At 71.8% G+C, this 20876-nt stretch carries 17 protein-coding genes and 2 pseudogenes; 14 read left to right on the top strand and 5 right to left on the bottom strand.

What is annotated here, in order from left to right:
* Window positions 1–7: 7 nt before the first annotated feature.
* The gene (locus OTB19_RS31475) at window positions 8–1390 is read right to left on the bottom strand and encodes an FAD-binding oxidoreductase (RefSeq protein WP_267802080.1); all 1383 of its coding nucleotides are present in this window, start codon (window positions 1388–1390) and stop codon (window positions 8–10) included.
* Between the two features lie 104 nt (window positions 1391–1494).
* Complete coding sequence (locus OTB19_RS31480; RefSeq protein ID WP_053679179.1) at window positions 1495–3300, bottom strand: glycoside hydrolase family 15 protein; 1806 nt, start codon at window positions 3298–3300, stop codon at window positions 1495–1497.
* A gap of 506 nt (window positions 3301–3806) precedes the next feature.
* Between OTB19_RS31480 and OTB19_RS31485 the strand changes: the two genes are divergently transcribed.
* The 13 genes from OTB19_RS31485 to OTB19_RS31545 all read left to right on the top strand — a co-directional run bounded on the left by OTB19_RS31485 (window position 3807) and on the right by OTB19_RS31545 (window position 18535).
* Complete coding sequence (locus OTB19_RS31485) at window positions 3807–5444, top strand: CTP synthase (protein WP_267802081.1); 1638 nt, start codon at window positions 3807–3809, stop codon at window positions 5442–5444.
* 104 nt (window positions 5445–5548) lie between these two features.
* Window positions 5549–6178 carry an NUDIX domain-containing protein gene (locus tag OTB19_RS31490; RefSeq protein WP_267802099.1) on the top strand — a complete coding sequence of 210 codons (630 nt, stop codon included), beginning with the start codon at window positions 5549–5551 and terminating at the stop codon, window positions 6176–6178.
* A gap of 219 nt (window positions 6179–6397) precedes the next feature.
* Window positions 6398–8362, top strand: coding sequence for a tetratricopeptide repeat protein (locus tag OTB19_RS31495; protein ID WP_267802082.1), 1965 nt, complete (start codon window positions 6398–6400; stop codon window positions 8360–8362).
* 152 nt (window positions 8363–8514) lie between these two features.
* A complete protein-coding gene (ald, locus tag OTB19_RS31500; RefSeq protein WP_267802083.1) occupies window positions 8515–9630 on the top strand; it encodes an alanine dehydrogenase in 1116 nt (371 codons plus the stop codon).
* Window positions 9631–9998: 368 nt separating this feature from the next.
* On the top strand, window positions 9999–11117 hold the full coding sequence (locus OTB19_RS31505) for a ParA family protein (RefSeq protein ID WP_267802084.1): 1119 nt from the start codon (window positions 9999–10001) through the stop codon (window positions 11115–11117).
* Complete coding sequence (locus OTB19_RS31510; protein WP_267802085.1) at window positions 11102–11608, top strand: hypothetical protein; 507 nt, start codon at window positions 11102–11104, stop codon at window positions 11606–11608. Before OTB19_RS31505 ends, OTB19_RS31510 begins: the two co-directional genes overlap by 16 nt.
* A gap of 100 nt (window positions 11609–11708) precedes the next feature.
* Window positions 11709–12818, top strand: a complete 1110-nt coding sequence (locus OTB19_RS31515; protein ID WP_267802086.1) for a segregation and condensation protein A — start codon at window positions 11709–11711, stop codon at window positions 12816–12818.
* Window positions 12815–13444, top strand: coding sequence for an SMC-Scp complex subunit ScpB (scpB, locus tag OTB19_RS31520; RefSeq protein ID WP_267802087.1), 630 nt, complete (start codon window positions 12815–12817; stop codon window positions 13442–13444). The genes OTB19_RS31515 and scpB overlap by 4 nt, the downstream gene beginning before the upstream one ends.
* Window positions 13444–14907, top strand: a complete 1464-nt coding sequence (locus OTB19_RS31525) for a pseudouridine synthase (RefSeq protein WP_267802088.1) — start codon at window positions 13444–13446, stop codon at window positions 14905–14907. The genes scpB and OTB19_RS31525 overlap by 1 nt, the downstream gene beginning before the upstream one ends.
* Window positions 14908–15064: 157 nt before the next feature.
* Window positions 15065–15697, top strand: coding sequence for a nicotinamide riboside transporter PnuC (gene pnuC, locus OTB19_RS31530; protein ID WP_267802089.1), 633 nt, complete (start codon window positions 15065–15067; stop codon window positions 15695–15697).
* Window positions 15694–16788: an AAA family ATPase gene (locus OTB19_RS31535; protein ID WP_267802090.1), complete on the top strand. Its 1095-nt coding sequence runs from the start codon at window positions 15694–15696 to the stop codon at window positions 16786–16788. The genes pnuC and OTB19_RS31535 overlap by 4 nt, the downstream gene beginning before the upstream one ends.
* Complete coding sequence (locus OTB19_RS31540) at window positions 16785–17516, top strand: NUDIX hydrolase (RefSeq protein WP_267802091.1); 732 nt, start codon at window positions 16785–16787, stop codon at window positions 17514–17516. Before OTB19_RS31535 ends, OTB19_RS31540 begins: the two co-directional genes overlap by 4 nt.
* Complete coding sequence (locus OTB19_RS31545; protein WP_267802092.1) at window positions 17513–18535, top strand: ADP-ribosylglycohydrolase family protein; 1023 nt, start codon at window positions 17513–17515, stop codon at window positions 18533–18535. Before OTB19_RS31540 ends, OTB19_RS31545 begins: the two co-directional genes overlap by 4 nt.
* A gap of 23 nt (window positions 18536–18558) precedes the next feature.
* On the opposite strand, the pseudogene OTB19_RS31550 reads toward OTB19_RS31545, so the two are convergent.
* From OTB19_RS31550 to OTB19_RS31560, 3 genes and pseudogenes are all read right to left on the bottom strand, one after another.
* Window positions 18559–19230, bottom strand: a pseudogene (locus OTB19_RS31550) (DNA polymerase beta superfamily protein); the annotation flags it as partial.
* A gap of 28 nt (window positions 19231–19258) precedes the next feature.
* Window positions 19259–19708, bottom strand: coding sequence for a Rieske (2Fe-2S) protein (locus OTB19_RS31555; RefSeq protein ID WP_267802093.1), 450 nt, complete (start codon window positions 19706–19708; stop codon window positions 19259–19261).
* A gap of 59 nt (window positions 19709–19767) precedes the next feature.
* Window positions 19768–20157, bottom strand: coding sequence for a DUF952 domain-containing protein (locus tag OTB19_RS31560; protein WP_267802094.1), 390 nt, complete (start codon window positions 20155–20157; stop codon window positions 19768–19770).
* A 133-nt stretch (window positions 20158–20290) separates the two neighbouring features.
* Here OTB19_RS31560 and OTB19_RS31565 point away from each other — a divergent pair.
* Window positions 20291–20755: pseudogene (locus OTB19_RS31565) on the top strand (YidB family protein); the annotation flags it as partial.
* Window positions 20756–20876 lie beyond the last annotated feature (121 nt).

The following is a 20876-nucleotide window of genomic DNA, read 5'->3' on the forward strand; positions in this document are numbered from 1 at the left end:
CAGGGCCTCAGGCCGGCTTGATGTTGTGGTTGAACCGGAAGACGTTGTCCGGGTCGAACCGCCGTTTCACCGAGGCCAGGCGCCGCAGGTTGTCCTCGCCGAGGCCCGCCGCGACCCGGTCCGCGCCCTCGTCGCCGAGGAAGTTGAGGTACACCGCCCCGGTGCTCCACGGCTGCGCGTCGGCCCGTACGTCCTGCACCCACCGCCGGCACCGCTCGTCGTCCGCCGGGTCCTCCCAGACGGCGAACGGGTGCACCGCCCAGGCGGCGTCCCGGTACGGCACGGGGAAGTCCGCGGGCCCCTGCGCGATCGCCCCGCCCAGCGGGAACAGGATGTGCTGGGTGCCGGTCGGAACGGGCATGGACGCGGCGCGGGCGCAGTACAGGTCGACCAGCTCGTCCGGCAGCCCCGTCAGGTACTCGGCGGACCAGTAGTTCCGCATCCCCGGCGGGTCGTCGATCATGCACTGGAGGTCCGCGTACGGGATCGCGGTGACGATCTCCACCTCGTGCGGCACGGCCAGCAGCGGCGCCAGGAGCGCGCGCATGGCGTCCTCGGGACCGGCGTACGTCAGGAGCACCCCGCAGAGCATCGTGCCGACCAGGTGCGGCGGCACGAACGGCTCCGGCGGCGCGGTGAGGTGGATCACGCCACCGCTCGCCTCGGGCGGCGCGGCCTCGATGATCTCCCGGTACAGGCGGGTGACCTCGGGACCCCGCTCGGGGGCGTACATGAGCATCGCGACCGACATCGCGGGCAGTTCGTGCAGTCGCAGCGTCAGCGAGGTGGCGACCCCGAAGTTGCCGCCCCCGCCGTGCAGGGCCCAGAACAGCTCCGGTTCGTCCTCGGCGGTCGTGCTGACGATGTCGCCGTCCGCGGTGACCAGATCCACCCCGAGGAGGTTGTCGACGGCCAGGCCGAACTTCCGGTCCAGCCAGCCCGAGCCACCGCCGAGCACGAACCCGCCGACCCCGGTCGTCGAGACCCGGCCGCCGGTGGTGGCCAGGTCGTGCGGCGCGCAGGCCCGGTCCAGGTCGCTCATCAGGGCGCCGCCGGACACCCGTACGGCCTTCGCCCCCGGATGCACCGTCACCTCGTTCATCCGGCGCAGGTCCACCACCAGCGCGCCGTCGCCCAGGGCCGTGCCGGCGACGCTGTGGCCGCCGCCCCGCACCGCGATCGGCAGGTCCAACGCGCGGGCGAACCGCACGGCCGTGACCACGTCCGACTCGCTCTCGCACTGCGCGATCACGGCGGGACGCCGGTCGACCATGGCGTTGAAGACGGTCCGGGCCTCGTCGTAGCCCGGATCGTCGGGCGCGAGCACCGCACCGGAGAGGTCTTCGCGAAGCGCGGTCAACGCCGCGCCCGCCTTCGAGAGCGGGGCCATGACCGCCCCCTTCCGCGGAGGGGCACACAAGACCCTTCCAGGCTAGGCGGGCCCGGTCCTACCGGCGCGTTCTGAGGCGTCGGTGGGACCGGGCGGGCCCGGGGTCAGCCCCCGTACGCCCCGCTCGCCGTCAGGCGCAGCGCGGTGTCGATCAGCGGGACGTGGCTGAAGGCCTGCGGGAAGTTGCCGACCTGGCGCTGGAGCTTGGGGTCCCACTCCTCGGCGAGCAGGCCCAGGTCGTTGCGCAGCGACAGCAGCTTCTCGAAGAGCCGGCGGGCCTCGTCGACCCGGCCGATCATCGCGAGGTCGTCGGCCATCCAGAACGAGCAGGCGAGGAAGGCTCCCTCGTCGCCCTCCAGGCCGTCCACGCCGCATTCCTCGCCGGCCGTCGGGTAGCGCAGGATGAAGCCGTCGGGGGTCGACAGCTCGCGCTGGATCGCCTCGATGGTGCCGATGACCCGCTTGTCGTCCGGTGGAAGGAAGCCCATCTGCGGGATGAGCAGCAGCGAGGCGTCCAGTTCCTTCGACCCGTACGACTGGGTGAAGGTGTTGCGGTCCTTGTCGTAGCCCTTCTCGCACACGTCCGCGTGGATCTCGTCGCGCAGTTCGCGCCACCGCTCCAGCGGGCCGTCCGCGTCACCGCTCTCGATCAGCTTGATCGTGCGGTCCACGGCCACCCACGCCATCACCTTGGAGTGCACGAAGTGGCGGCGGGGGCCGCGCACCTCCCAGATGCCCTCGTCCGGCTCGTTCCAGTGGGTCTCCAGGTAGCGGATGAGCTTGAGTTGGAGCAGCGAGGCGTAGTCGTTGCGGGCCAGGCCCGTCATGTGGCCCAGGTGGAGGGCCTCGGTGACCTCGCCGTACACGTCGAGTTGGAGTTGGTGGGCGGCGCCGTTGCCGACGCGGACCGGCTGGGAGTTCTCGTAGCCGGGCAGCCAGTCCAGCTCGGTCTCGCCGAGTTCCCGTTCGCCCGCGATGCCGTACATGATCTGCAGGTTCTCGGGGTCGCCGGCCACCGCGCGCAGCAGCCAGTCCCGCCAGGCGGAGGCCTCGTCGCGGTAGCCGGTGCGCAGGAGCGAGGACAGGGTGATGGCGGCGTCGCGCAGCCACGTGTACCGGTAGTCCCAGTTGCGGCTGCCGCCGATCTCCTCCGGCAGGGAGGTGGTCGGCGCGGCGACGATGCCGCCCGTGGGCCCGTACGTGAGGGCCTTGAGCGTGATCAGGGAGCGGACCACGGCTTCCCGGTAGGGGCCGTGGTACGTGCACTGGTCGACCCACTCGCGCCAGAAGTCGGTGGTGACCCCCAGCGCCTCCTCGGCGTCCGGCGCCTCGGGGGCGCCCCGGTGCGAGGCCTGCCAACTGATGGCGAAGGCCACCCGGTCGCCGGGCCCGACGGTGAAGTCGGAGTACGTCGTCAGGTCCTTGCCGTAGGTCTGCGCGTCGGTGTCCAGCCAGACCGAGTCCGGGCCGGAGACGGCCACCGTGCGGCCGTCCACCTTGTGCACCCAGGGCACGATCCGCCCGTAACTGAAACGCATCCGCAGGGCCGAGCGCATCGGGACGCGCCCGCTGACGCCCTCCACGACGCGGATCAGTTGCGGTGCGTGATCCTCGCGGGGAGGCATGAAGTCGATGACACGGACGGTCCCCCTCGGGGTGTCCCACTCCGTTTCGAGCACCAGGGAGTCACCGCGATAGCGCCGGCGATCGGCCCGCGGGGCCGGGGTGCCGGACGGGACCGCGGGACCGACCCGCCAGAACCCGTGTTCCTCGGTGCCGAGAATGCTCGCGAAGACGGCATGGGAATCGAACCGTGGAAGGCACAACCAGTCCACGGCTCCGTCCCTGCAGACCAACGCAGCGGTCTGCATGTCCCCGATCAGTGCGTAATCCTCGATGCGCCCGGACACGTTGCATCTCCAGTCGAACGGCCACGTCCGCCCCTGAGGGCGCTTGCATTGCGCGGTTGCGCGATCTTCGTGTGTGTAGGGATCCCCGCGGAGAGTCCATGATTCCGGAACCGGCGTGGTTACACCGTAGGCCGGACTGCTCGGCGGCGATGTGCAGCGATATTCGAGCAGGATATGACGGCACCCTAGTGATCTCCTTAAGTCTCGGGACAATGCGGCTCGTCCGAACGGGTGACCTGCGCAAATGCCGGACGCGCGGGTGTGGCGCGCACGCTACGCGAGGCCCGGACCGCGTCGCCGGAGGCAGACCGGCCCGGGCGCTGATAGGCTGGTACCCCGTGGACCGGTGGTCTGCCTGTGCGAATCAGGAGCCCCGAAACCGCAGCTTCGGCGCCCCCTGAGACCCTTCCGGTTCAACGGTGGCCGGCGCCGGACGCACCTCACCTCGCGACCACGGGAGCCCCCTCTTGGCGACGCCGCCCGCTGCTTTTCGAAACAGCACAGCCATGACGACCAAGCACATCTTCGTCACCGGGGGTGTCGCTTCGTCCCTCGGCAAGGGGCTGACGGCCTCCAGCCTGGGTGCGCTGCTGAAGGCGCGCGGCCTGCGGGTCACGATGCAGAAGCTCGACCCCTACCTGAACGTCGACCCCGGCACGATGAACCCCTTCCAGCACGGTGAGGTGTTCGTCACCAACGACGGCGCCGAGACCGACCTGGACATCGGCCACTACGAGCGCTTCCTCGACGTCGACCTCGACGGCTCGGCGAACGTCACGACCGGCCAGGTCTACTCGCAGGTCATCGCCAAGGAGCGGCGCGGCGAGTACCTCGGTGACACCGTGCAGGTCATCCCGCACATCACCAACGAGATCAAGAGCCGCATCCGCCGCATGGCGACCGAGGACGTCGACGTCGTCATCACCGAGGTCGGAGGCACCGTCGGCGACATCGAGTCGCTGCCGTTCCTGGAGACCGTCCGTCAGGTCCGCCACGAGGTCGGCCGCGACAACGTCTTCGTCGTGCACATCTCGCTGCTGCCCTACATCGGCCCCTCCGGCGAGCTGAAGACCAAGCCGACCCAGCACTCGGTCGCGGCCCTGCGCAACATCGGCATCCAGCCCGACGCGATCGTGCTGCGCGCCGACCGTGAGGTCCCGACCTCCATCAAGCGCAAGATCTCGCTGATGTGCGACGTCGACGAGGCCGCGGTGGTCGCCGCGATCGACGCGAAGTCGATCTACGACATCCCGAAGGTGCTGCACACCGAGGGCCTGGACGCCTACGTCGTGCGCAAGCTCGACCTGCCCTTCCGCGACGTGGACTGGCGCGTCTGGGAGGACCTGCTGGACCGGGTCCACAACCCCGACCACGAGGTCAAGGTCGCGCTCGTCGGCAAGTACATCGACCTGCCCGACGCCTACCTCTCGGTGACCGAGGCGCTGCGCGCCGGCGGGTTCGCCAACAGGGCGCGCGTGCAGATCAAGTGGGTCACCTCCGACGACTGCAAGACCCCGGCCGGTGCGGCGGCGGTACTCGGCGACGTGGACGCGATCTGCGTTCCCGGCGGCTTCGGGGACCGCGGCGTCAACGGCAAGGTCGGCGCGATCACCTACGCCCGCGAGAACCGGATCCCGCTGCTGGGCCTGTGCCTGGGTCTGCAGTGCGTGGTCATCGAGGCCGCGCGCAACCTCGCGGGCATCGCGGACGCCAACTCCACCGAGTTCGACGCCTCGACCCCGCACCCGGTCATCTCGACCATGGAGGAGCAGCTGGCCTTCGTCGAGGGCGCCGGCGACCTGGGCGGCACCATGCGTCTGGGCATGTACCCGGCGAAGCTCGCCGAGGGCTCCATCGTCCGTGAGGTCTACGGCGGCGAGGCCTACGTGGACGAGCGTCACCGTCACCGCTACGAGGTGAACAACGCCTACCGCGGCGAGCTGGAGAAGAAGGCCGGTCTGGTCTTCTCGGGCGTGTCCCCCGACAACAAGCTCGTCGAGTACGTCGAGTACCCGCGCGAGGTGCACCCCTATCTGGTCGCCACCCAGGCGCACCCGGAGCTGCGCTCCCGCCCGACCCGGCCGCACCCGCTGTTCGCGGGTCTGGTCAAGGCCGCGGTGGAGCGCCAGCAGTCCGCCAAGTGAGCCTGCGGGGCCCGAGGGCCTGACCGCATAACGTAGACAGCCGGGGCACGGAGATCCGTACCCCGGCTGTCGCGCGTTGTGGAGGACATTGCATGGGCATCGACATCGAGATCAAGGACACCTCGGAAACCTGGGAGACGGTCTCGACCCGGCGGCCCTTCGAGGGCGCCAAGACGGCCGTGAGCTCCGACGTGGTCCGGATGCCGGACGGCGCGACCGTGCGCCGGGACTACCAGGTGCACCCGGGGTCGGTGTGCGTGCTGGCGCTGGACGAGGACGGGCAGGTGCTCCTGCTGCGGCAGTACCGACACCCGGTGCGCCGGAAGCTGTGGGAGCTGCCGGCGGGCCTGCTCGACGTGCCGGGGGAGAACCCGCTGCACGCCGCGCAGCGCGAGCTGTACGAAGAGGTGCACGTCAAGGCCGACGACTGGCGGGTGCTGGTGGACTTCTACGCCTCGCCCGGCGGCTCGGACGAGGCGATCCGCGTGTTCCTGGCGCGGGACCTCGCCGAGGCGGAGGGCGCGCGCTTCGAGGTGTCGGAGGAGGAGGCGGACATGCAGTTCGCCCGGGTCCCGCTCGCGGAACTCGTGCGGGGGGTGCTGGCCGGCGAGCTGGCGAACCCGGGACTGGTGTCGGGTGTGCTGGCCCTGTCCGCGGCCCTCGCCGTCGAGGGCGGTCTGGACGCCCTGCGCCCGGCCGACGCGCCGTGGTCGGCCCGGCCCTACGAGGCATAGCCGCCCGGCCCTCGCCGCGCCGGGCCGCCTCGCGCCGTCCCGCTCCACCCTGTTCCGCTCCGTCGCGGCCCGGTCCGGGGGTGGGCGGAGGGCCGTCGGGGGGCCTGGTGTGACCATCGGCTGATCCGATCGGGCGATGTGCCCGCCGCGCTCCACACGGGTCGTCGCTCTGCGTGAACTACGCTCGGCAACCCTAAGGCAGGGAGAGGAGCGGATCCCGTGACGGATTTCGTCGGGCGGCGGCGTGAGCTCAAGGAGCTGCGCGAGGACATCGCACGGACCGGGCTCGACACCCTCTCGGGGCGCAAGGCGAAGGCGCCCCGCGCGAGGGTCCTGCTCGTCGCGGGTCGCCCCGGTTCGGGGCGGACGGCGCTCGCCGAGGCGTTCGTCCGCGAAGTGCGCGACGACTACCCCGACGGGGTCGTGAAGGTGAGGCTCACCACGCCCGGCGGGGAGACCGTCGCCACCGAACGGGCCGTCAGGACCCTGCTGGAGGGCCTCGGTCACTCCACCCCGCCCGGGGCCGGCGAGGACGACCTCAGCTCCGAACTGCGCACCGCGCTCACCGGGCGGCGGGTCATCCTGCTCGTCGACGACGCCGCCGACCCCCACCAGGTCGACGCCCTGCTGCCGGACACCCCCGAGTGCCTGGTCGTGGTGACCGCCGAAGGGCCGCTCACCGGGATCCCGGACGTCCGCCCCTGCACCCTCGGGGGACTGGACACCCCCTCCGCCGTCCAGATGCTCGCGCACAGCATCGGGGACACCCGGATCACCGTGGACCCGCGCGCCGCCGAGACCCTCGCCGAGGAGTGCGGGGGACAACCCGCCGCACTCGCCCTGGTCGGCGGCTGGCTCGCCGCGCACCCGAAGGCCGCCGTGGCCGACGTGGCCAAGCAGCTCCACGACATGCCGCCCGGCACCAGCGGGCCGCTGGCCCGCTCCTTCCGGCTCGTCTACGAATCGCTGCCCCAGCCCGCCCAGCGGACCCTGCGCCTGCTTCCGCTCGCGCCCGCCGGCTTCATCGACGCGCACACCGCCTCCGCCCTGGCCGGCTGCTCCGTGGCCGCCGCGCAGTCCACCCTGGAGGACTTCGCCGGGCTGGGTCTCGTCCGGCACGCCCCCGACGGTCTGTTCCTGTTGCCCGGCTGCCTCGCGCCCCTGCTCCAGGCCCTGCTGGAGGCCAAGGAGCGACCGGCCGAGGTGCAGCTGGCCCGGGCCCGGATGCTGGAGCGGACCGTGCGTCTTCTCACCTCCTGCCGGGCCATGGCCGAGGAGGACGAGGAGCTCGTGCGGGAGCGACTGGACGGGTTGCCCCGCGCCCTCCGCTTCGCCGACCGGCGGGCCGCCGCCGGCTGGCTGGACACCCGGCTGCCCGCCCTGTCCGCGTCGGCCGCCCTCGCGGTGGCCGACGGGGACCTGGACACCCTGGCCCGCCGCTTGGTCTCGGCCCTCGTACGGGCCCTCGCGGAACACCGCGGGACCGAGGCGGCCGCTCCCGAGCTGTACGGGCTGCACCGCCTGGTCCTGGACGTCGCCGAACGCCGCGACCTGTACCGGGAGCAGGCCGCCGCACTGCTGAACCTGGCCGACCTGGACGCCGAGACCGGCCGCACCCACGAGGCGCTGGAGCGGTACCGGGCCGCGCTGGTCGCCGGAAAGGCGGCGAACGACCCGTACGCGACGGGCCGCGCGATGGAATCCGTAGGCGGCGCGTACCAGGAGCTGGCGGACTGGTACCGGGCCTCCGACTGGTTCGGCCGGGCCCTGACCCAGGCACTCGCCCGGGGGGAGCGTCTGGACGAGGCGAGGCTGTACGGCCGGCTCGGCAACGTGCACACGTACGCGGGCCGTTACGGGGAGGCGCTGCGCAGTTGGCGGGCCGCCGCCGCCGGCTACCGACGGCTGGCCGATGTCCCGGGCCAGGCAAAGGCGTTGAGCGAGATGGCGCGAATCCAGGAGTACGCCGGACGACCCGAGGAGTCCCTGCACACCTGCCGCGAGGCGATCGAGTTGGCGCGCAGGGCCGGGGACCTGCGACTTCAGGCCGCGCTGCAGGTGCGGCTGGCCGACACGCTGGACAGGCTGGGCGACCCCGCGGCTGCAAGGCTGCACCGGTCCGCAGCCGACAGATTGCTGGGAGATGACCCTGCTGCCTGCGAAATCCGTAGTGATTCCGACTGAGATTATTTGTTTGCAAGGCTAGACAGCGACTCATCCTTCATTAGACTGGCTCCACCACGTCATCTCGTGGTGCATCCCGTTGCGCGTTCTTGTGAGCGGGTATGTATGGAAGTGACCCGAAAAATCCCCTGAGCCAAGGACCGTGATCGACGATGAAGGTCGGCATCCCCCGCGAGGTCAAGAACAACGAGTTCCGGGTCGCCATCACGCCCGCCGGCGTGCATGAGCTGGTCCGCAACGGCCACCAGGTCTTCGTCGAGCAGAACGCCGGTGTCGGCTCCTCGATCACGGACGCGGAGTACGTCTCCGCCGGCGCCGAGATCCTCGGCACCGCCGACGAGGTCTGGGCAACCGCGGACCTCCTGCTGAAGGTCAAGGAGCCGATCGCGGAGGAGTACCACCGCCTTCGCAAGGACCAGACGCTCTTCACCTACCTGCACCTGGCGGCCTCCCGCGAGTGCACGGACGCCCTCCTGGAGTCCGGCACCACCGCCATCGCGTACGAGACGGTCGAGCTCGCCAACCGCGCGCTCCCGCTGCTCGCCCCGATGTCCGAGGTCGCGGGCCGGCTGGCCCCGCAGGTCGGCGCCTACCACCTGATGCGCTCCGCCGGCGGCCGCGGCGTCCTGCCCGGCGGCGTCCCCGGCACCCACGCCGGCGAGTGCGTGGTCATCGGCGGCGGTGTCTCCGGCTGGAACGCGGCTCAGATCGCCATCGGCATGGGCTTCCACGTGACCCTGCTCGACAAGGACATCAACAAGCTCCGCGAGGCCGACAAGGTCTTCGGCACGAAGATCAAGACGATCGTCTCCAACGCCTTCGAGCTGGAGAAGGCCGTCACCGAGGCCGACCTGGTCATCGGCGCGGTGCTGATCCCGGGTGCGAAGGCCCCGAAGCTGGTCACCAACGAGCTCGTCGCCAAGATGAAGCCCGGAAGTGTCCTTGTCGACATCGCGATCGACCAGGGCGGCTGCTTCGAGGACTCCCGTCCGACCACGCACGCCGAGCCGACCTTCCAGGTCCACAACTCGGTCTTCTACTGCGTCGCCAACATGCCGGGCGCGGTGCCGAACACCTCCACCTACGCCCTGACGAACGCGACCCTGCCCTACATCGTGCAGCTCGCGAATCTCGGCTGGGTCGAGGCGCTGCGCCGCGACGCGGCCCTCGGTCTGGGCCTCAACACCCATGACGGGCAGGTCGTTTACGGTCCCGTCGCCGACGCCCACGGTCTCCCGACGCTCCCGCTGAGCACGTTGCTCGGCTGAACCGTCAACGACTGACGTCAATCTCACGTCTCCGGCCGGACCTTGCTCGCGAGGTCCGGCCGGACGCGTTTTCGGGGTGCGCGTCGAGGCTGCTCAACTCGCCTCGAACGTAACCCTTTAACCCTTTCGCACACCTGCGAAACTTCGCGGCGACAGCTCGTACGCCCTTGACAGAGTGGTGTTCGGTTGCCGACACAACGCGTCGGGTCCGGTGGATTGTGTTGCCGCTGGGTGGTGACACGCCATAGAGTCGCCAACCGTCGGCATGGTGCCACGCTGACCTATCGATAAGTGTCCTGGTCACGTCCGAGGAGGTAAGACGACTTGTGAATGAGTCGACATTTGCTCCTGGGGGTGGTCGAGCAGGAATGCCTGCGCGGGGCCAGGGCCCTGCCGGAATCGAAGCTGTCGGCTCCGTCGCAGTCCGCACCTTCGCAAACCACCAGCACATGACGACGCCCCGAAACAGCATGGACGGCCTAGACGTGAACTCCAGGGCCGGCGACCTGAGCGGCGAAAAGCCCGTGGGTTTCGCCGACTATGACAACGTGCCCGAAGGGCACTTCTACGACCCCGACGCGGAGTACGAGCCCGACCCCGAGTACGCGGCCACTCTCGCCCCCGACGCTGCACGTCAGCGCCGTGAGCGGATCGGCCCGACCGGACGGCCGCTGCCGTACTTCCCGATCCCCGGTCCACTGACCGACCACGGTCCGGCGAAGATCATCGCGATGTGCAACCAGAAGGGCGGCGTGGGAAAGACCACGTCGACCATCAACCTGGGTGCCGCGCTCGCCGAGTACGGGCGCCGCGTGCTGCTCGTCGACTTCGACCCCCAGGGCGCGCTGTCCGTGGGTCTCGGCGTGAACCCGATGGAACTCGACCTGACGGTCTACAACCTGCTCATGGAGCGGGGCATGTCGGCCGACGAGGTGCTGCTGAAGACGGCGGTCCCCAACATGGACCTGCTGCCGAGCAACATCGACCTGTCCGCCGCCGAGGTGCAGCTGGTCAGTGAGGTCGCGCGCGAGTCCACCCTGCAGCGGGCCCTCAAGCCCCTGATGGCCGACTACGACTACATCGTGATCGACTGTCAGCCCTCGCTGGGTCTGCTGACCGTGAACGCCCTGACGGCGGCTCACAAGGTGATCGTCCCCCTGGAGTGCGAGTTCTTCGCGCTGCGCGGTGTGGCGTTGCTGACCGAGACCATCGAGAAGGTGCAGGAGCGGCTCAACCCGGAGCTGGAACTCGACGGCATCCTCGCCACGATGTACGACTCCCGGACGGTGCACAGCCGTGAGGTGCTGGCGCGCGTCGTCGAGGCTTTCGACGACCACGTCTACCACACGGTCATCGGCCGGACGGTGCGCTTCCCGGAGACCACGGTCGCCGGTGAACCGATCACCACGTACGCCTCCAACTCCGTGGGCGCCGCCGCCTACCGCCAGCTGGCCAGGGAGGTGCTCGCCCGGTGTCCCGCCGAGTGAGTCTGCCCGGAGCCGACGAACTGTTCCGTACGACCGGGGGGATGGCGCTGCAGTCGTCCTCGCCGCGGCGGGGCGTCGAGGAGTCCGCGGGCGGCTCGGCGCAGTCGGAACACCCGGCGAACTCGGCGGAGGGCACGACGGAGGGGCGCGGCCGGGAGACCGGCGAGCCGGCGGTGGGCGCGCAGCGCAGGCCGCAGGAAGGTTCTGCCACCGCCGCCGCCGGGGCGTCCGCGCCCCGGCGCGGCAAGGGGCAGGGCCGGGGCGCGAACCGGCGGCCGAGCGGGCGCGAGCGGCACGACGAGAAGATCACGGTCTACGTCTCCGCGGAGGAGCTCATGGACCTGGAGCACGCGCGGCTGGTGCTGCGCGGCGAGCACGGCCTCGCCGTCGACCGCGGCCGCATCGTCCGCGAGGCGGTCGCCGTGGTCCTCGCGGACCTGGAGTCCCGGGGCGACGCGAGCATCCTCGTACGAAGACTGCGCGGGCGCTGACCGGCGCCTGACGCCAGGGCGAGGGCCGGCCCGCTAACGTCGCCTCGGCGGCACCGCCGTGCCGGCCCGTCCGTACGCCCTCGCACCACCCTGGACCTCGATGCACCCTCCCGCCGAACCCGACCACCCCGCCCGCCGCCGGCTGGGCCGCGGCCCGGGCGCCCCCGCCGAGGGGGACGAGGGGCCGCGAGAGCCGGGAGGCCGGGAGCCGGCCCCCGTACCGCCCGAGACGCCGCCCCTCCCGCCCGAGACGCCGGCCCGGATCCCCTCCGAGGCGCCCACAGGGCTCCCGGAGGCCCGCGAAGTCCCCTCGGGCGCCCAGGAGGCCTCGGAGGCGGTCCAGGCGCCCACAGGGCCCCCTGAGGCCCTCCAGGTCGCCGGTGAGGCTCCCGTCAACGCACCCGTCGACGCGGGCGACGGCCGGTTCACGCTCCGGCTGGCGAACTTCGAGGGACCCTTCGACCTGCTGCTCCAGTTGATCTCGCGGCACAAACTCGATGTGACCGAGGTCGCGCTGTCCCGGGTCACCGACGAGTTCATGGCGCACATCCGTGCCATGGGACCCGACTGGGACCTGGACCAGACCACCGAGTTCCTCGTCGTGGCCGCCACCCTCCTCGACCTGAAGGCCGCCCGGCTGCTGCCCGCCGCCGAGGTGGAGGACGAGGCCGACCTGGCGCTGTTGGAAGCCCGGGACCTGCTCTTCGCCCGGCTCCTGCAGTACCGGGCGTACAAACGGATCGCGGAGATCTTCGAGCACCGGGCGCAGGACGAGGGCCTGCGGTACCCGCGCACCGTCGCACTGGAGCCGCACATCGCGGAACTGCTGCCCGATGTGGTGATCAGCATCGGCGCGGAGGGGTTCGCCCGGCTGGCCGTGCAGGCCATGCAGCCCAGGGCGACGCCCCAGGTCTACGTGGACCACATCCACGCCCCGCTCGTCAGTGTCCGCGAGCAGGCCGCCCTGGTCGTCGCCCTGCTCAAGGTTCGCGGGGAGGCCACCTTCGCGGAACTCACGCAGGACGCCCCGGACACCCTCACCGTCGTGGCGCGCTTCCTGGCCCTGCTGGAGCTGTACCGGGAGAAGGCCGTGGTCCTCGACCAGGAGGAGGCCCTGCGGACGCTCACCGTGCGCTGGAGCGGCGGGGACGGCGACGGGATGCCGACGGTGACGGACGAGTTCGATCAGATCGTGGAGGCGAAGGAATGACCGAGCCGGCGGAGCTCGCCCTCAAGGGCGCCCTGGAGGCCGTCCTCATGGTCGTCGACGAACCCGCGACCGAGGAACACCTGGCCAAGGTGTTGGAACGGACCCCGCGCGAGGTCGCGGTCGCCCTGCGGGAACTGGCCGACGAGTACACCGCCCAGGAGCGGGGTTTCGAACTGCGCCTGGTCGCCGGCGGATGGCGGTTCTACAGTCGCGCGGCCTTCGCGACGGCGGTGGAGGCCTTCGTGCTGGACGGCCGGCAGGCCCGGCTCACCCAGGCGGCACTGGAGACCCTCGCGGTCGTCGCGTACCGCCAGCCGGTGAGCCGATCAAGGGTCTCGGCGGTCCGCGGAGTGAACTGCGACGGGGTCATGCGGACCCTCCTGCAACGGGGTCTGGTGGCCGAGGCGGGGACGGAACCCGAAACAGGTGCGATCCTGTACAGGACGACGAACTACTTTCTGGAGCGGATGGACCTGCGCGGCCTGGACGAGCTCCCGGAGCTCGCGCCCTTCCTCCCCGAGGCGGACGCGATCGAAGCCGAGACGCAAGAGGGTGTTCCGTCGTTCGATCCGGACGCACCTGATGCACCGGACTACTTTGAAGACGACAAGACGACGGAACTTTGATGCGAAGCAGCGGTAACGGCAACGGTGGCGGCAACAGGAACAGCGGCGGCGGTGGTGGCGGCGGGCGTGGTAACGCCCGCGGCGGCCCCTCCTCCGGCGGTGGTGGTTACCGCGGTGGCGGCTCCGGCGGTGGCAGCGGCTCCTCCGGCGGCCCCCGCGGCGGCTCCTCCGGCGGTTCGGGCGGTGGCGGCGGCTACCGGGGCGGTGGCTCCGGCGGTTCGTCCGGCGGCTCCGGCGGTGGCGGCGGCTACCGAGGCGGCGGCTCGGGCGGTTCGTCCGGCGGCGGCGGTTACCGCGGCGGCTCCTCCGGTGGTGGCAGTGGCTCCGGCGGCGGCTACCGCGGCGCCGGCTCCGGCACGGGCGCCTCGCGCGACCGTGACCGTGACCAGGCCCCCCAGCGTCCCCGCAACCCCCGCCCCGAGGAGCGTCGCTACGACGTGGGCCCCGAGGGCGAGCGCAACGGCCGCGGCGGCGCCAAGGCGGGCGGCGGCGGTGCCCGCGGCGCGGCCGACGGCAACCGCGGCGGTGCCCGCGGCGACTCCGCGCGCGGTGGCGCCAAGGGTGGCCCCCGTACCTCCCGGACCCCCGGCATCGGTGGAGCCGGCGGCCCGCGCAGCGGCCCCGGCAGCCGCAGCGGCCAGTCGCGCCCCCGCGAGCTGGACGCGCGGATCGAGGAGCGCGTGCGCGACCGGTACGCCGACAAGCCCGTGATCAAGACGCCGAAGACCTTCCCGGGTGCCGAGGAGGAGGGGGAGCGTCTGCAGAAGGTGCTCGCCCGCGCCGGCATGGGTTCGCGCCGTGCGTGCGAGGAGCTCATCGAGCAGGCCCGCGTCGAGGTCAACGGCGAGATCGTGCTGGAGCAGGGCAAGCGCGTCCAGCCGAAGGACGAGATCAAGGTGGACGGCCTGACCGTCGCCACCCAGTCGTACCTCTTCTTCGCGCTGAACAAGCCGGCCGGCGTCGTCTCCACCATGGAGGACCCCGACGGTCGCCAGTGCCTCGGTGACTACGTCACCAACCGCGAGACCCGTCTCTTCCACGTCGGTCGGCTCGACACCGAGACCGAGGGCATCATCCTGCTCACCAACCACGGCGAGCTGGCCCACCGCCTCACGCACCCGAAGTACGGCGTGAAGAAGACCTACGTCGCGGCCATCACCGGCCCGCTGCCCCGCGAGATCGGCAAGCGCCTCAAGGACGGCATCGAGCTGGAGGACGGCTACGCCCGCGCCGACCACTTCCGCGTCATCGACCAGCTCGGCAAGAACTACCTGGTCGAGGTGACCCTCCACGAGGGCCGCAAGCACATCGTCCGCCGCATGATGGCGGAGGCTGGCTTCCCCGTGGAGAAGCTCGTCCGGACCTCCTTCGGCCCGATCGAGCTCGGTGACCAGAAGTCCGGCTGGCTGCGCCGCCTGACCAACACCGAGGTCGGCATGCTCATGCGCGAGGTCGGTCTGTAGGACCCTCGCGCGGGGTTGCCCGACCCCTCGCACGACCGAGCCCCGTCCACCGGGGCCGAAAAGCCCGCGGTGCCCTTCGGCACCGCGGGCTTTTTGCTTGCCCGCACGCCCGATCATGTTTATAGTCAACCTGACTATTAAAGAAGGTGGGGCCTCCATGGGCTGGCAGACGAGTTGGACCGAGATCCTGGCGGCCGCCACCGGCGCCCTGTGCGTCTGGCTGGTGGCGCGGCAGCACATCGCCAACTGGCCCATCGGGATCGCGAACAACGTCTTCTTCATCGTGCTCTTCGCCCAGGCCGGCCTCTACGCCGACGCCGGGCTCCAGATGGTCTTCATCGCCCTCGCCGCCTACGGGTGGTGGTCCTGGACCCACGGGGGTGGACCAGGAACCGCCGAGGCCCTGCCGGTGCGCCGGACCACGGGCACCGAATGGGTCGCCCTGACCGCGGCGGGGGCGGTGGGGGTGCTCGCCCTCACCCTGCTGCTGGACCGCGCCACCGACTCCACCGTCCCCCTCTGGGACGCGCTGGCCGTCGGGCTCTCCCTCATGGCCACCTACGGGCAGTGCCGCAAGCTCCTGGAGTCCTGGTGGCTGTGGATCGCCACCGACCTCGTCTCCATCCCGCTGTACGTCCACAAGGACCTGTACGTGACGGCCGTGCTGTACGTCGGCTTCCTGGCCCTGTGCGTGGCCGGACTGATCGGCTGGCGCCGCGCCCTCGCCGCGACCGAGGGGACCGACGGCCCCGAGGGCTCCCGCGGGCCGGTGCGGGCGGCGACGGCATGAGGCGCCACCGTCACGGGCTGGTGCTCGGCAAGTTCTACCCGCCCCACGCCGGCCACCACCACCTGGTGCGCACCGCCCAGGACCAGTGCGAGCGGCTGACCGTGCTGGTGTGCGCGGCCTCCGTGGAATCGGTGCCGCTCGCCGACCGGGTCGCCTGGATGCGCGAGGCCCACCCCGGCGCCCACGTCGTCGGCGCGGTCGACGACATCCCGGTCGACCTGCACGACCCGGCGATCTGGGACGCGCACATGGCGATCTTCCGCGCCGCCGTGCCCGGCCGGGTCGACGCCGTCTTCACCTCGGAGGCGTACGGGACGGAACTCGCGCGGCGCTTCGGCGCCCAGGAGGTCTGCGTGGACCCGGACCGCACCCTCTTCCCGGTGTCGGGGACGACCGTCCGCGCGGACCCCGCCGCCTGCTGGGAGTTCCTGGGCCCGGCCGTACGGGCCGCCCTGACCCGGCGCGTGGTCGTCCTCGGCGCCGAGTCCACGGGCACGACCACGCTCTCGCGCGACCTGGCGGCCCATTACCGCCGCCGCGGCGGAGTCTGGGCCAAGACGGGCTGGGTCGCCGAGTACGGGCGCCGGTACAGCGAGGAGAAGCTGGCGGCGGCGCGGGCCGCGGACCCGGCGGCCTCCTGGTCCGAGGTGTCCTTCGCGTCGCGGGAGTTCCCCCTGATCGCCCGCCGCCAGGACGCCGAGGAGGAACAGGCGGCCCGGCTCGGCTCACCGGTGCTCTTCTGCGACACGGACTCCTTCGCGACCGGCATCTGGCACGAGCGGTACATGGGCGGCCGCAACGAGGAGGTCGAGGAGATCGCCTCCCGCACGCGGCGGGACCTGTACCTGCTGACCGACGACGTCGACGTGCCCTTCGAGGACGACGGGCTGCGCGACGGAGCCCATCTGCGACCGTGGATGACCGGACGCTTCCGGGAAGAACTCACCGCCACCGGGAAGCGCTTCCTGCTCATGGGCGGCGACCGGGAGACGCGGTTGACCGCGGCTGTGGCCGCGGTCGACGAACTGCTCGCCGAGGGATGGCACTTCACGGACCCGCTGCCCGAGAACGCGCGGGTGGAGACCGGATGACCACCGGATACGACCCCCACGCCTTCGAACCGTTCGCGGTGACCGTCGACCTCGCCGTCTTCACCGTCCGCGCCGGCGCCCTGCACGTGCTGCTGATCCGGCGCGGACAGGAGCCGTACGCCGGCGCCTGGGCCCTGCCCGGCGGTTTCGTCCTGCCCCGCGAGTCCGCCGAGAGCGCCGCACGCCGCGAACTCGCCGAGGAGACCGGCCTGTCCGACGCCGTGGTCGCCGCCCTGCACCTGGAACAGCTGCGGACCTACAGCGAACCCGACCGCGACCCCCGCATGCGGGTGGTCTCGGTGGCCTTCACCGCACTGGTCCCCGACATGCCGGAGCCGGCCGCGGACGGCGGCGGCGACGCCGACGGGGCACGCTGGGTGCCCGTGGGCGAGGCCGCCGGACTGGCCTTCGACCACGCCGTCATCCTCGACGACGCGCGCGAGCGGATCGGTTCGAAGCTGGAGTACAGCTGCCTGGCCACGGCCTTCTGCCCGCCCGAGTTCACCCTCGGCGAGCTCCAGGCCGTCTACGAGACCGTCTGGGACACCGCCCTGGACCGCCCCAACTTCCGCCGCAAGGTCCTCGCCACCCCCGGCTTCGTCGAGGTCGTGGCGGGAGCGGCCCGACTGACCGGCGGCCGCGGCAAACCGGCCGCGCTCTACCGCTCCGGGCCCGCGACGGCCCTGCACCCGCCCCTGCTCCGCCCCTCGGAAGGACACGCACGATGACCGTGACGACGAAGAAGCGCGCGGCGACCGGGGCCCTGCTCGGCCTCGCCCTGGGCGACGCCCTCGGCTTCCCGACGGAGTTCAACGACGTCCCGTCGATCCTCTCCAAGACCGGACCCTGGCGGCAGATGGCCCTGCCCCGCCCGGCGATCGTCACCGACGACACCCAGATGACGCTCGCGCTGGCCCGCGGCATGCGCACCGCGGGGGAGCGGGGTCGCACAGGACCCCTGCGGCTGACCCGCCCCGTCCGGGAGGAGTTCGTCGAGTGGTACCACTCGCCGGAGAACAACCGGGCCCCGGGCAACACCTGCCTGCGCGCCTGCCGGCTCCTCGACCAGCCGGAGCGGGACTGGCGCGACGCCAGCCAGATCGGGTCCAAGGGCTGCGGCGCGAACATGCGGGTGGCCCCCGTGGGCCTGGTGCCCGGCTGGACCGAGGAGGAGCGCGCCGGCGCGGCCCAGCTCCAGTCCGCCCTGACGCACGGCCACCCGACGGCCCTCGCGGCCTCCGACCTGACGGCCAGGGCCGTGTACCTGCTCGCGCGCGGCACCGAGGTGACGGGCCTGGTCGGGCAGTTGCGCTCGTACGCCCTGGAGAACCGCACCCGCTACCACGAGCACTGGCTGGGCGACCTGTGGATGCGCAGCACCTCCGACGCCACGGAGCGGACCTTCATGGCCCGCGGCTGGGACGAGTGCCTGGGCGTCCTGGACCGGGTCGCGGCCGCGCTGAAGTCGCCGTCCCCGGAGACCGACCCCTGCCTGGCCACGGGCGACGGCTGGATCGCCGAGGAGGCCTTCGCCACCGCCCTGCACTGCTTCCTGCTCTTCCCCGACGAGCCGCTGACCGTCCTGCGCCGGGCCGCCTGCACCAAGGGCGACTCCGACTCCATCGCCTGCCTGGCCGGCGCCTTCGCGGGCGCCCACCTCGGCGCGGACGTCTGGCCCCGGGACTGGGAGGGCCGCATCGAGTACCGCGACGAACTCCTGGCCCTCGGGGCCCTCTGGGACGCCTGAACCGATCCCGACCCGGCCGGGCCCGCCCCGCGGCGGGCACGGATCAGGAAGTCCTCCACCCGGGCGTGGTCCGGCTCCGCCGGCAGGGGACTGCCGGCGAGGGCCGCCTCCGCCTCCCCGGTCAGGCGGGACATCCAGGAGTCCACCTCCGCCCAGCCCACCTCACCGCGCCGTACCGCCAGGAGACGCTCCCGGTCGGCGCCGGCGTCGATCTCCAGGCGGCCCGTGCGCAGCAGGTCGCGACAGGACCCGAGCAGGCGCAGCAGGTGCATGGCGTGCTTCCAGCGCGGCGCGCCGTGGGTGCGCACGTCCGCGAGGAGCTTGCCGTGCTGACCGGCCGCGTAGCGGGTGAACGTGACGTGGGCCCAGCGGGAGAGGAAGGCCCCGCGCAGGGACAGGAGTTCCTCGCCGACCGGGGTGACCCGCTCCACCAGCGGGGAGTGCAGGCACTCCAGGATGTTCGGGTTGGCGCGCACCGCCAGTTCGCAGAAGCGTTCCAGCTCCCAGGAGAACTCCTCGTCACGCGGCCCCTCCACGTGCGTGGGCGGCTTCTCGAAGCGCCAGAACAGCGGCGTGGGGGCGAGGTAGACACCGCGCACGTCGGTGTCGCTCGCCTCCGTCGCCAGCCCGAACGCGCGGGAGCCCATCACGCAGGAGTAGACGGTGTGGTCCCGGACGAGGCTGAGGTCGTTCATCCCGGGAGAGTAGGCGGACGCCCCCGCGCTACGCGAGGGAGATTTCACCGCCCGGGGACACGACGATCTTCTTCTCGGCGAGCCCGGTGGCGGCCGGACCCTTGGTCACCGCGCCGTCCGTGATCTCGAACTTGCTGCCGTGGCAGGGGCAGTCGATGCTGCCGTTCTCCACCTTGTTCACCAGGCACCCCTGGTGGGGGCAGACGGCGGTGAAGCAGCGGAAAGACCCGGCCGTCGGCTGGGTCACCACGAGTTTCTGCTCCTTGAGCACGGTGCCGCCGCCGACCGGTACGGACGAGGACTTCACCAGCGCGGCGCCCCCGGCCGAGGACCCGGCGTCCTGTGGGGTCGATCCGGTACCCGCCTCGCTCGCGGGCTTCTCGGAGGACGTACCGCACGCCGTGAGGGCACCGCCCGTGAGGGCCACCGCCCCTGCCGCCAGTACGGTGCGCCGGGCGGTCCGTGTGGGGTCGCTCATGACTGTCTCCTCGCTGTGTGGCCAGGCTGGGCGAGCAGCATCCTGGTCTGCGGCGGCCTTCAGGAGAAGTCCGCCGCGCCAGGCTCTTCGCTGCCGTGCGGCGCGCGTCGGTCGCCCGACTGCCACGGTTCCCATGTGGCGGGAGTGCCGGGTGTGCGCACCACCTCCCACACGCGTACCACCGCATCCCGGTTCAACGGGCCGTGGACATGGGGGTAGAGGCCGCCTGATTCACCCTCCCGGCGGACCTCGGCGGTCAGCGCCGCCTCGTCCAGTTCCACGGTCAGCAGGGTGCCGGGGGTGTCCCGGTAGTACGCCTCGGTGATCGCGAGAGCCGTCGCACGGTCTGCCGAGCAGTGCACGAAACCCTCCGAATCGAGCGAGACGGGGGCGTACGGGAGCTCGGGCGCGGCCGTCCAGTCGGTGAGCGCGACGATGTGGAAGATCATGCCGATCGTTCTACCCCAGGTGCCCCGGAGGCGGGTTCGGGGCCGTGCGCCAAGTGGCGTCATGGGGTGATCCGGGTGAGATTGTCCCTGTCTCGAAGCCGGTGGCGCCGTACGAGCGCGGACCGGTCCCTCTCCGAAAGGCATGACGATGGCGGGTAACGACCTCGGTTCTCTCCTGGGCTCGCTCCTCGGCGGCAGCGGCAGCGGCAGCGGCAGCGGCCAGGCGGGCGGCGGCGGCGGTGGCGGCAACATCCTCGGCGCCCTGCTCGGTGCGCTCGCCGGCGGTGGCGCCCAGGCGGCCGGCGGCGGCAACAACCCGCTCGGCGGGCTGATGGACATGCTGACCAAGTCCGGCCTCGTCGACCAGGCCCAGTCGTGGGTCGGCACCGGCGAGAACAAGGCCGTCACCGGAGCGCAGATCGCCGAGGCACTGCCGAACGAGGCCCTGCAGAAGGTGGCCGAGCAGACGGGCGTCAGCCCCGAGCACGCCGCCGACCAGATCGCCCAGTCGCTGCCCCGGGCCGTGGACAAGCTGACCCCCGACGGATCGCTGCCCTCCGGCTCGCTGGAGGACATCATCCGGCAGCAGAAGCTCTAGTGCAGCGCGTTGCAGGTCCTTTTCCGGTTGGGCGGGTTGGGTGCGGTCACGCCTCGTGGTCGGCGAGGTGGACGATGGCGGCGGTGTCGAAGGCGTCGTTGGGGTGGCCGATGTCGGTGCC

This window comes from Streptomyces sp. H27-H5 (assembly GCF_026627505.1).
Lineage (GTDB): Bacteria > Actinomycetota > Actinomycetes > Streptomycetales > Streptomycetaceae > Streptomyces.

What these genes read in the sequence shown, in the direction of transcription:
- OTB19_RS31475 (WP_267802080.1), bottom strand. Translation starts at nt 1,390, where the DNA reads ATGGCCCCGCTCTCGAAGGCGGGCGCGGCGTTGACCGCGCTTCGCGAA.
- OTB19_RS31485 (WP_267802081.1), top strand. Translation starts at nt 3,807, where the DNA reads ATGACGACCAAGCACATCTTCGTCACCGGGGGTGTCGCTTCGTCCCTC.
- ald (WP_267802083.1), top strand. Translation starts at nt 8,515, where the DNA reads ATGAAGGTCGGCATCCCCCGCGAGGTCAAGAACAACGAGTTCCGGGTC.
- OTB19_RS31505 (WP_267802084.1), top strand. Translation starts at nt 9,999, where the DNA reads ATGCCTGCGCGGGGCCAGGGCCCTGCCGGAATCGAAGCTGTCGGCTCC.
- OTB19_RS31515 (WP_267802086.1), top strand. Translation starts at nt 11,709, where the DNA reads ATGCACCCTCCCGCCGAACCCGACCACCCCGCCCGCCGCCGGCTGGGC.
- scpB (WP_267802087.1), top strand. Translation starts at nt 12,815, where the DNA reads ATGACCGAGCCGGCGGAGCTCGCCCTCAAGGGCGCCCTGGAGGCCGTC.
- OTB19_RS31525 (WP_267802088.1), top strand. Translation starts at nt 13,444, where the DNA reads ATGCGAAGCAGCGGTAACGGCAACGGTGGCGGCAACAGGAACAGCGGC.
- pnuC (WP_267802089.1), top strand. Translation starts at nt 15,065, where the DNA reads ATGGGCTGGCAGACGAGTTGGACCGAGATCCTGGCGGCCGCCACCGGC.
- OTB19_RS31535 (WP_267802090.1), top strand. Translation starts at nt 15,694, where the DNA reads ATGAGGCGCCACCGTCACGGGCTGGTGCTCGGCAAGTTCTACCCGCCC.
- OTB19_RS31540 (WP_267802091.1), top strand. Translation starts at nt 16,785, where the DNA reads ATGACCACCGGATACGACCCCCACGCCTTCGAACCGTTCGCGGTGACC.
- OTB19_RS31545 (WP_267802092.1), top strand. Translation starts at nt 17,513, where the DNA reads ATGACCGTGACGACGAAGAAGCGCGCGGCGACCGGGGCCCTGCTCGGC.
- OTB19_RS31555 (WP_267802093.1), bottom strand. Translation starts at nt 19,708, where the DNA reads ATGAGCGACCCCACACGGACCGCCCGGCGCACCGTACTGGCGGCAGGG.
- OTB19_RS31560 (WP_267802094.1), bottom strand. Translation starts at nt 20,157, where the DNA reads ATGATCTTCCACATCGTCGCGCTCACCGACTGGACGGCCGCGCCCGAG.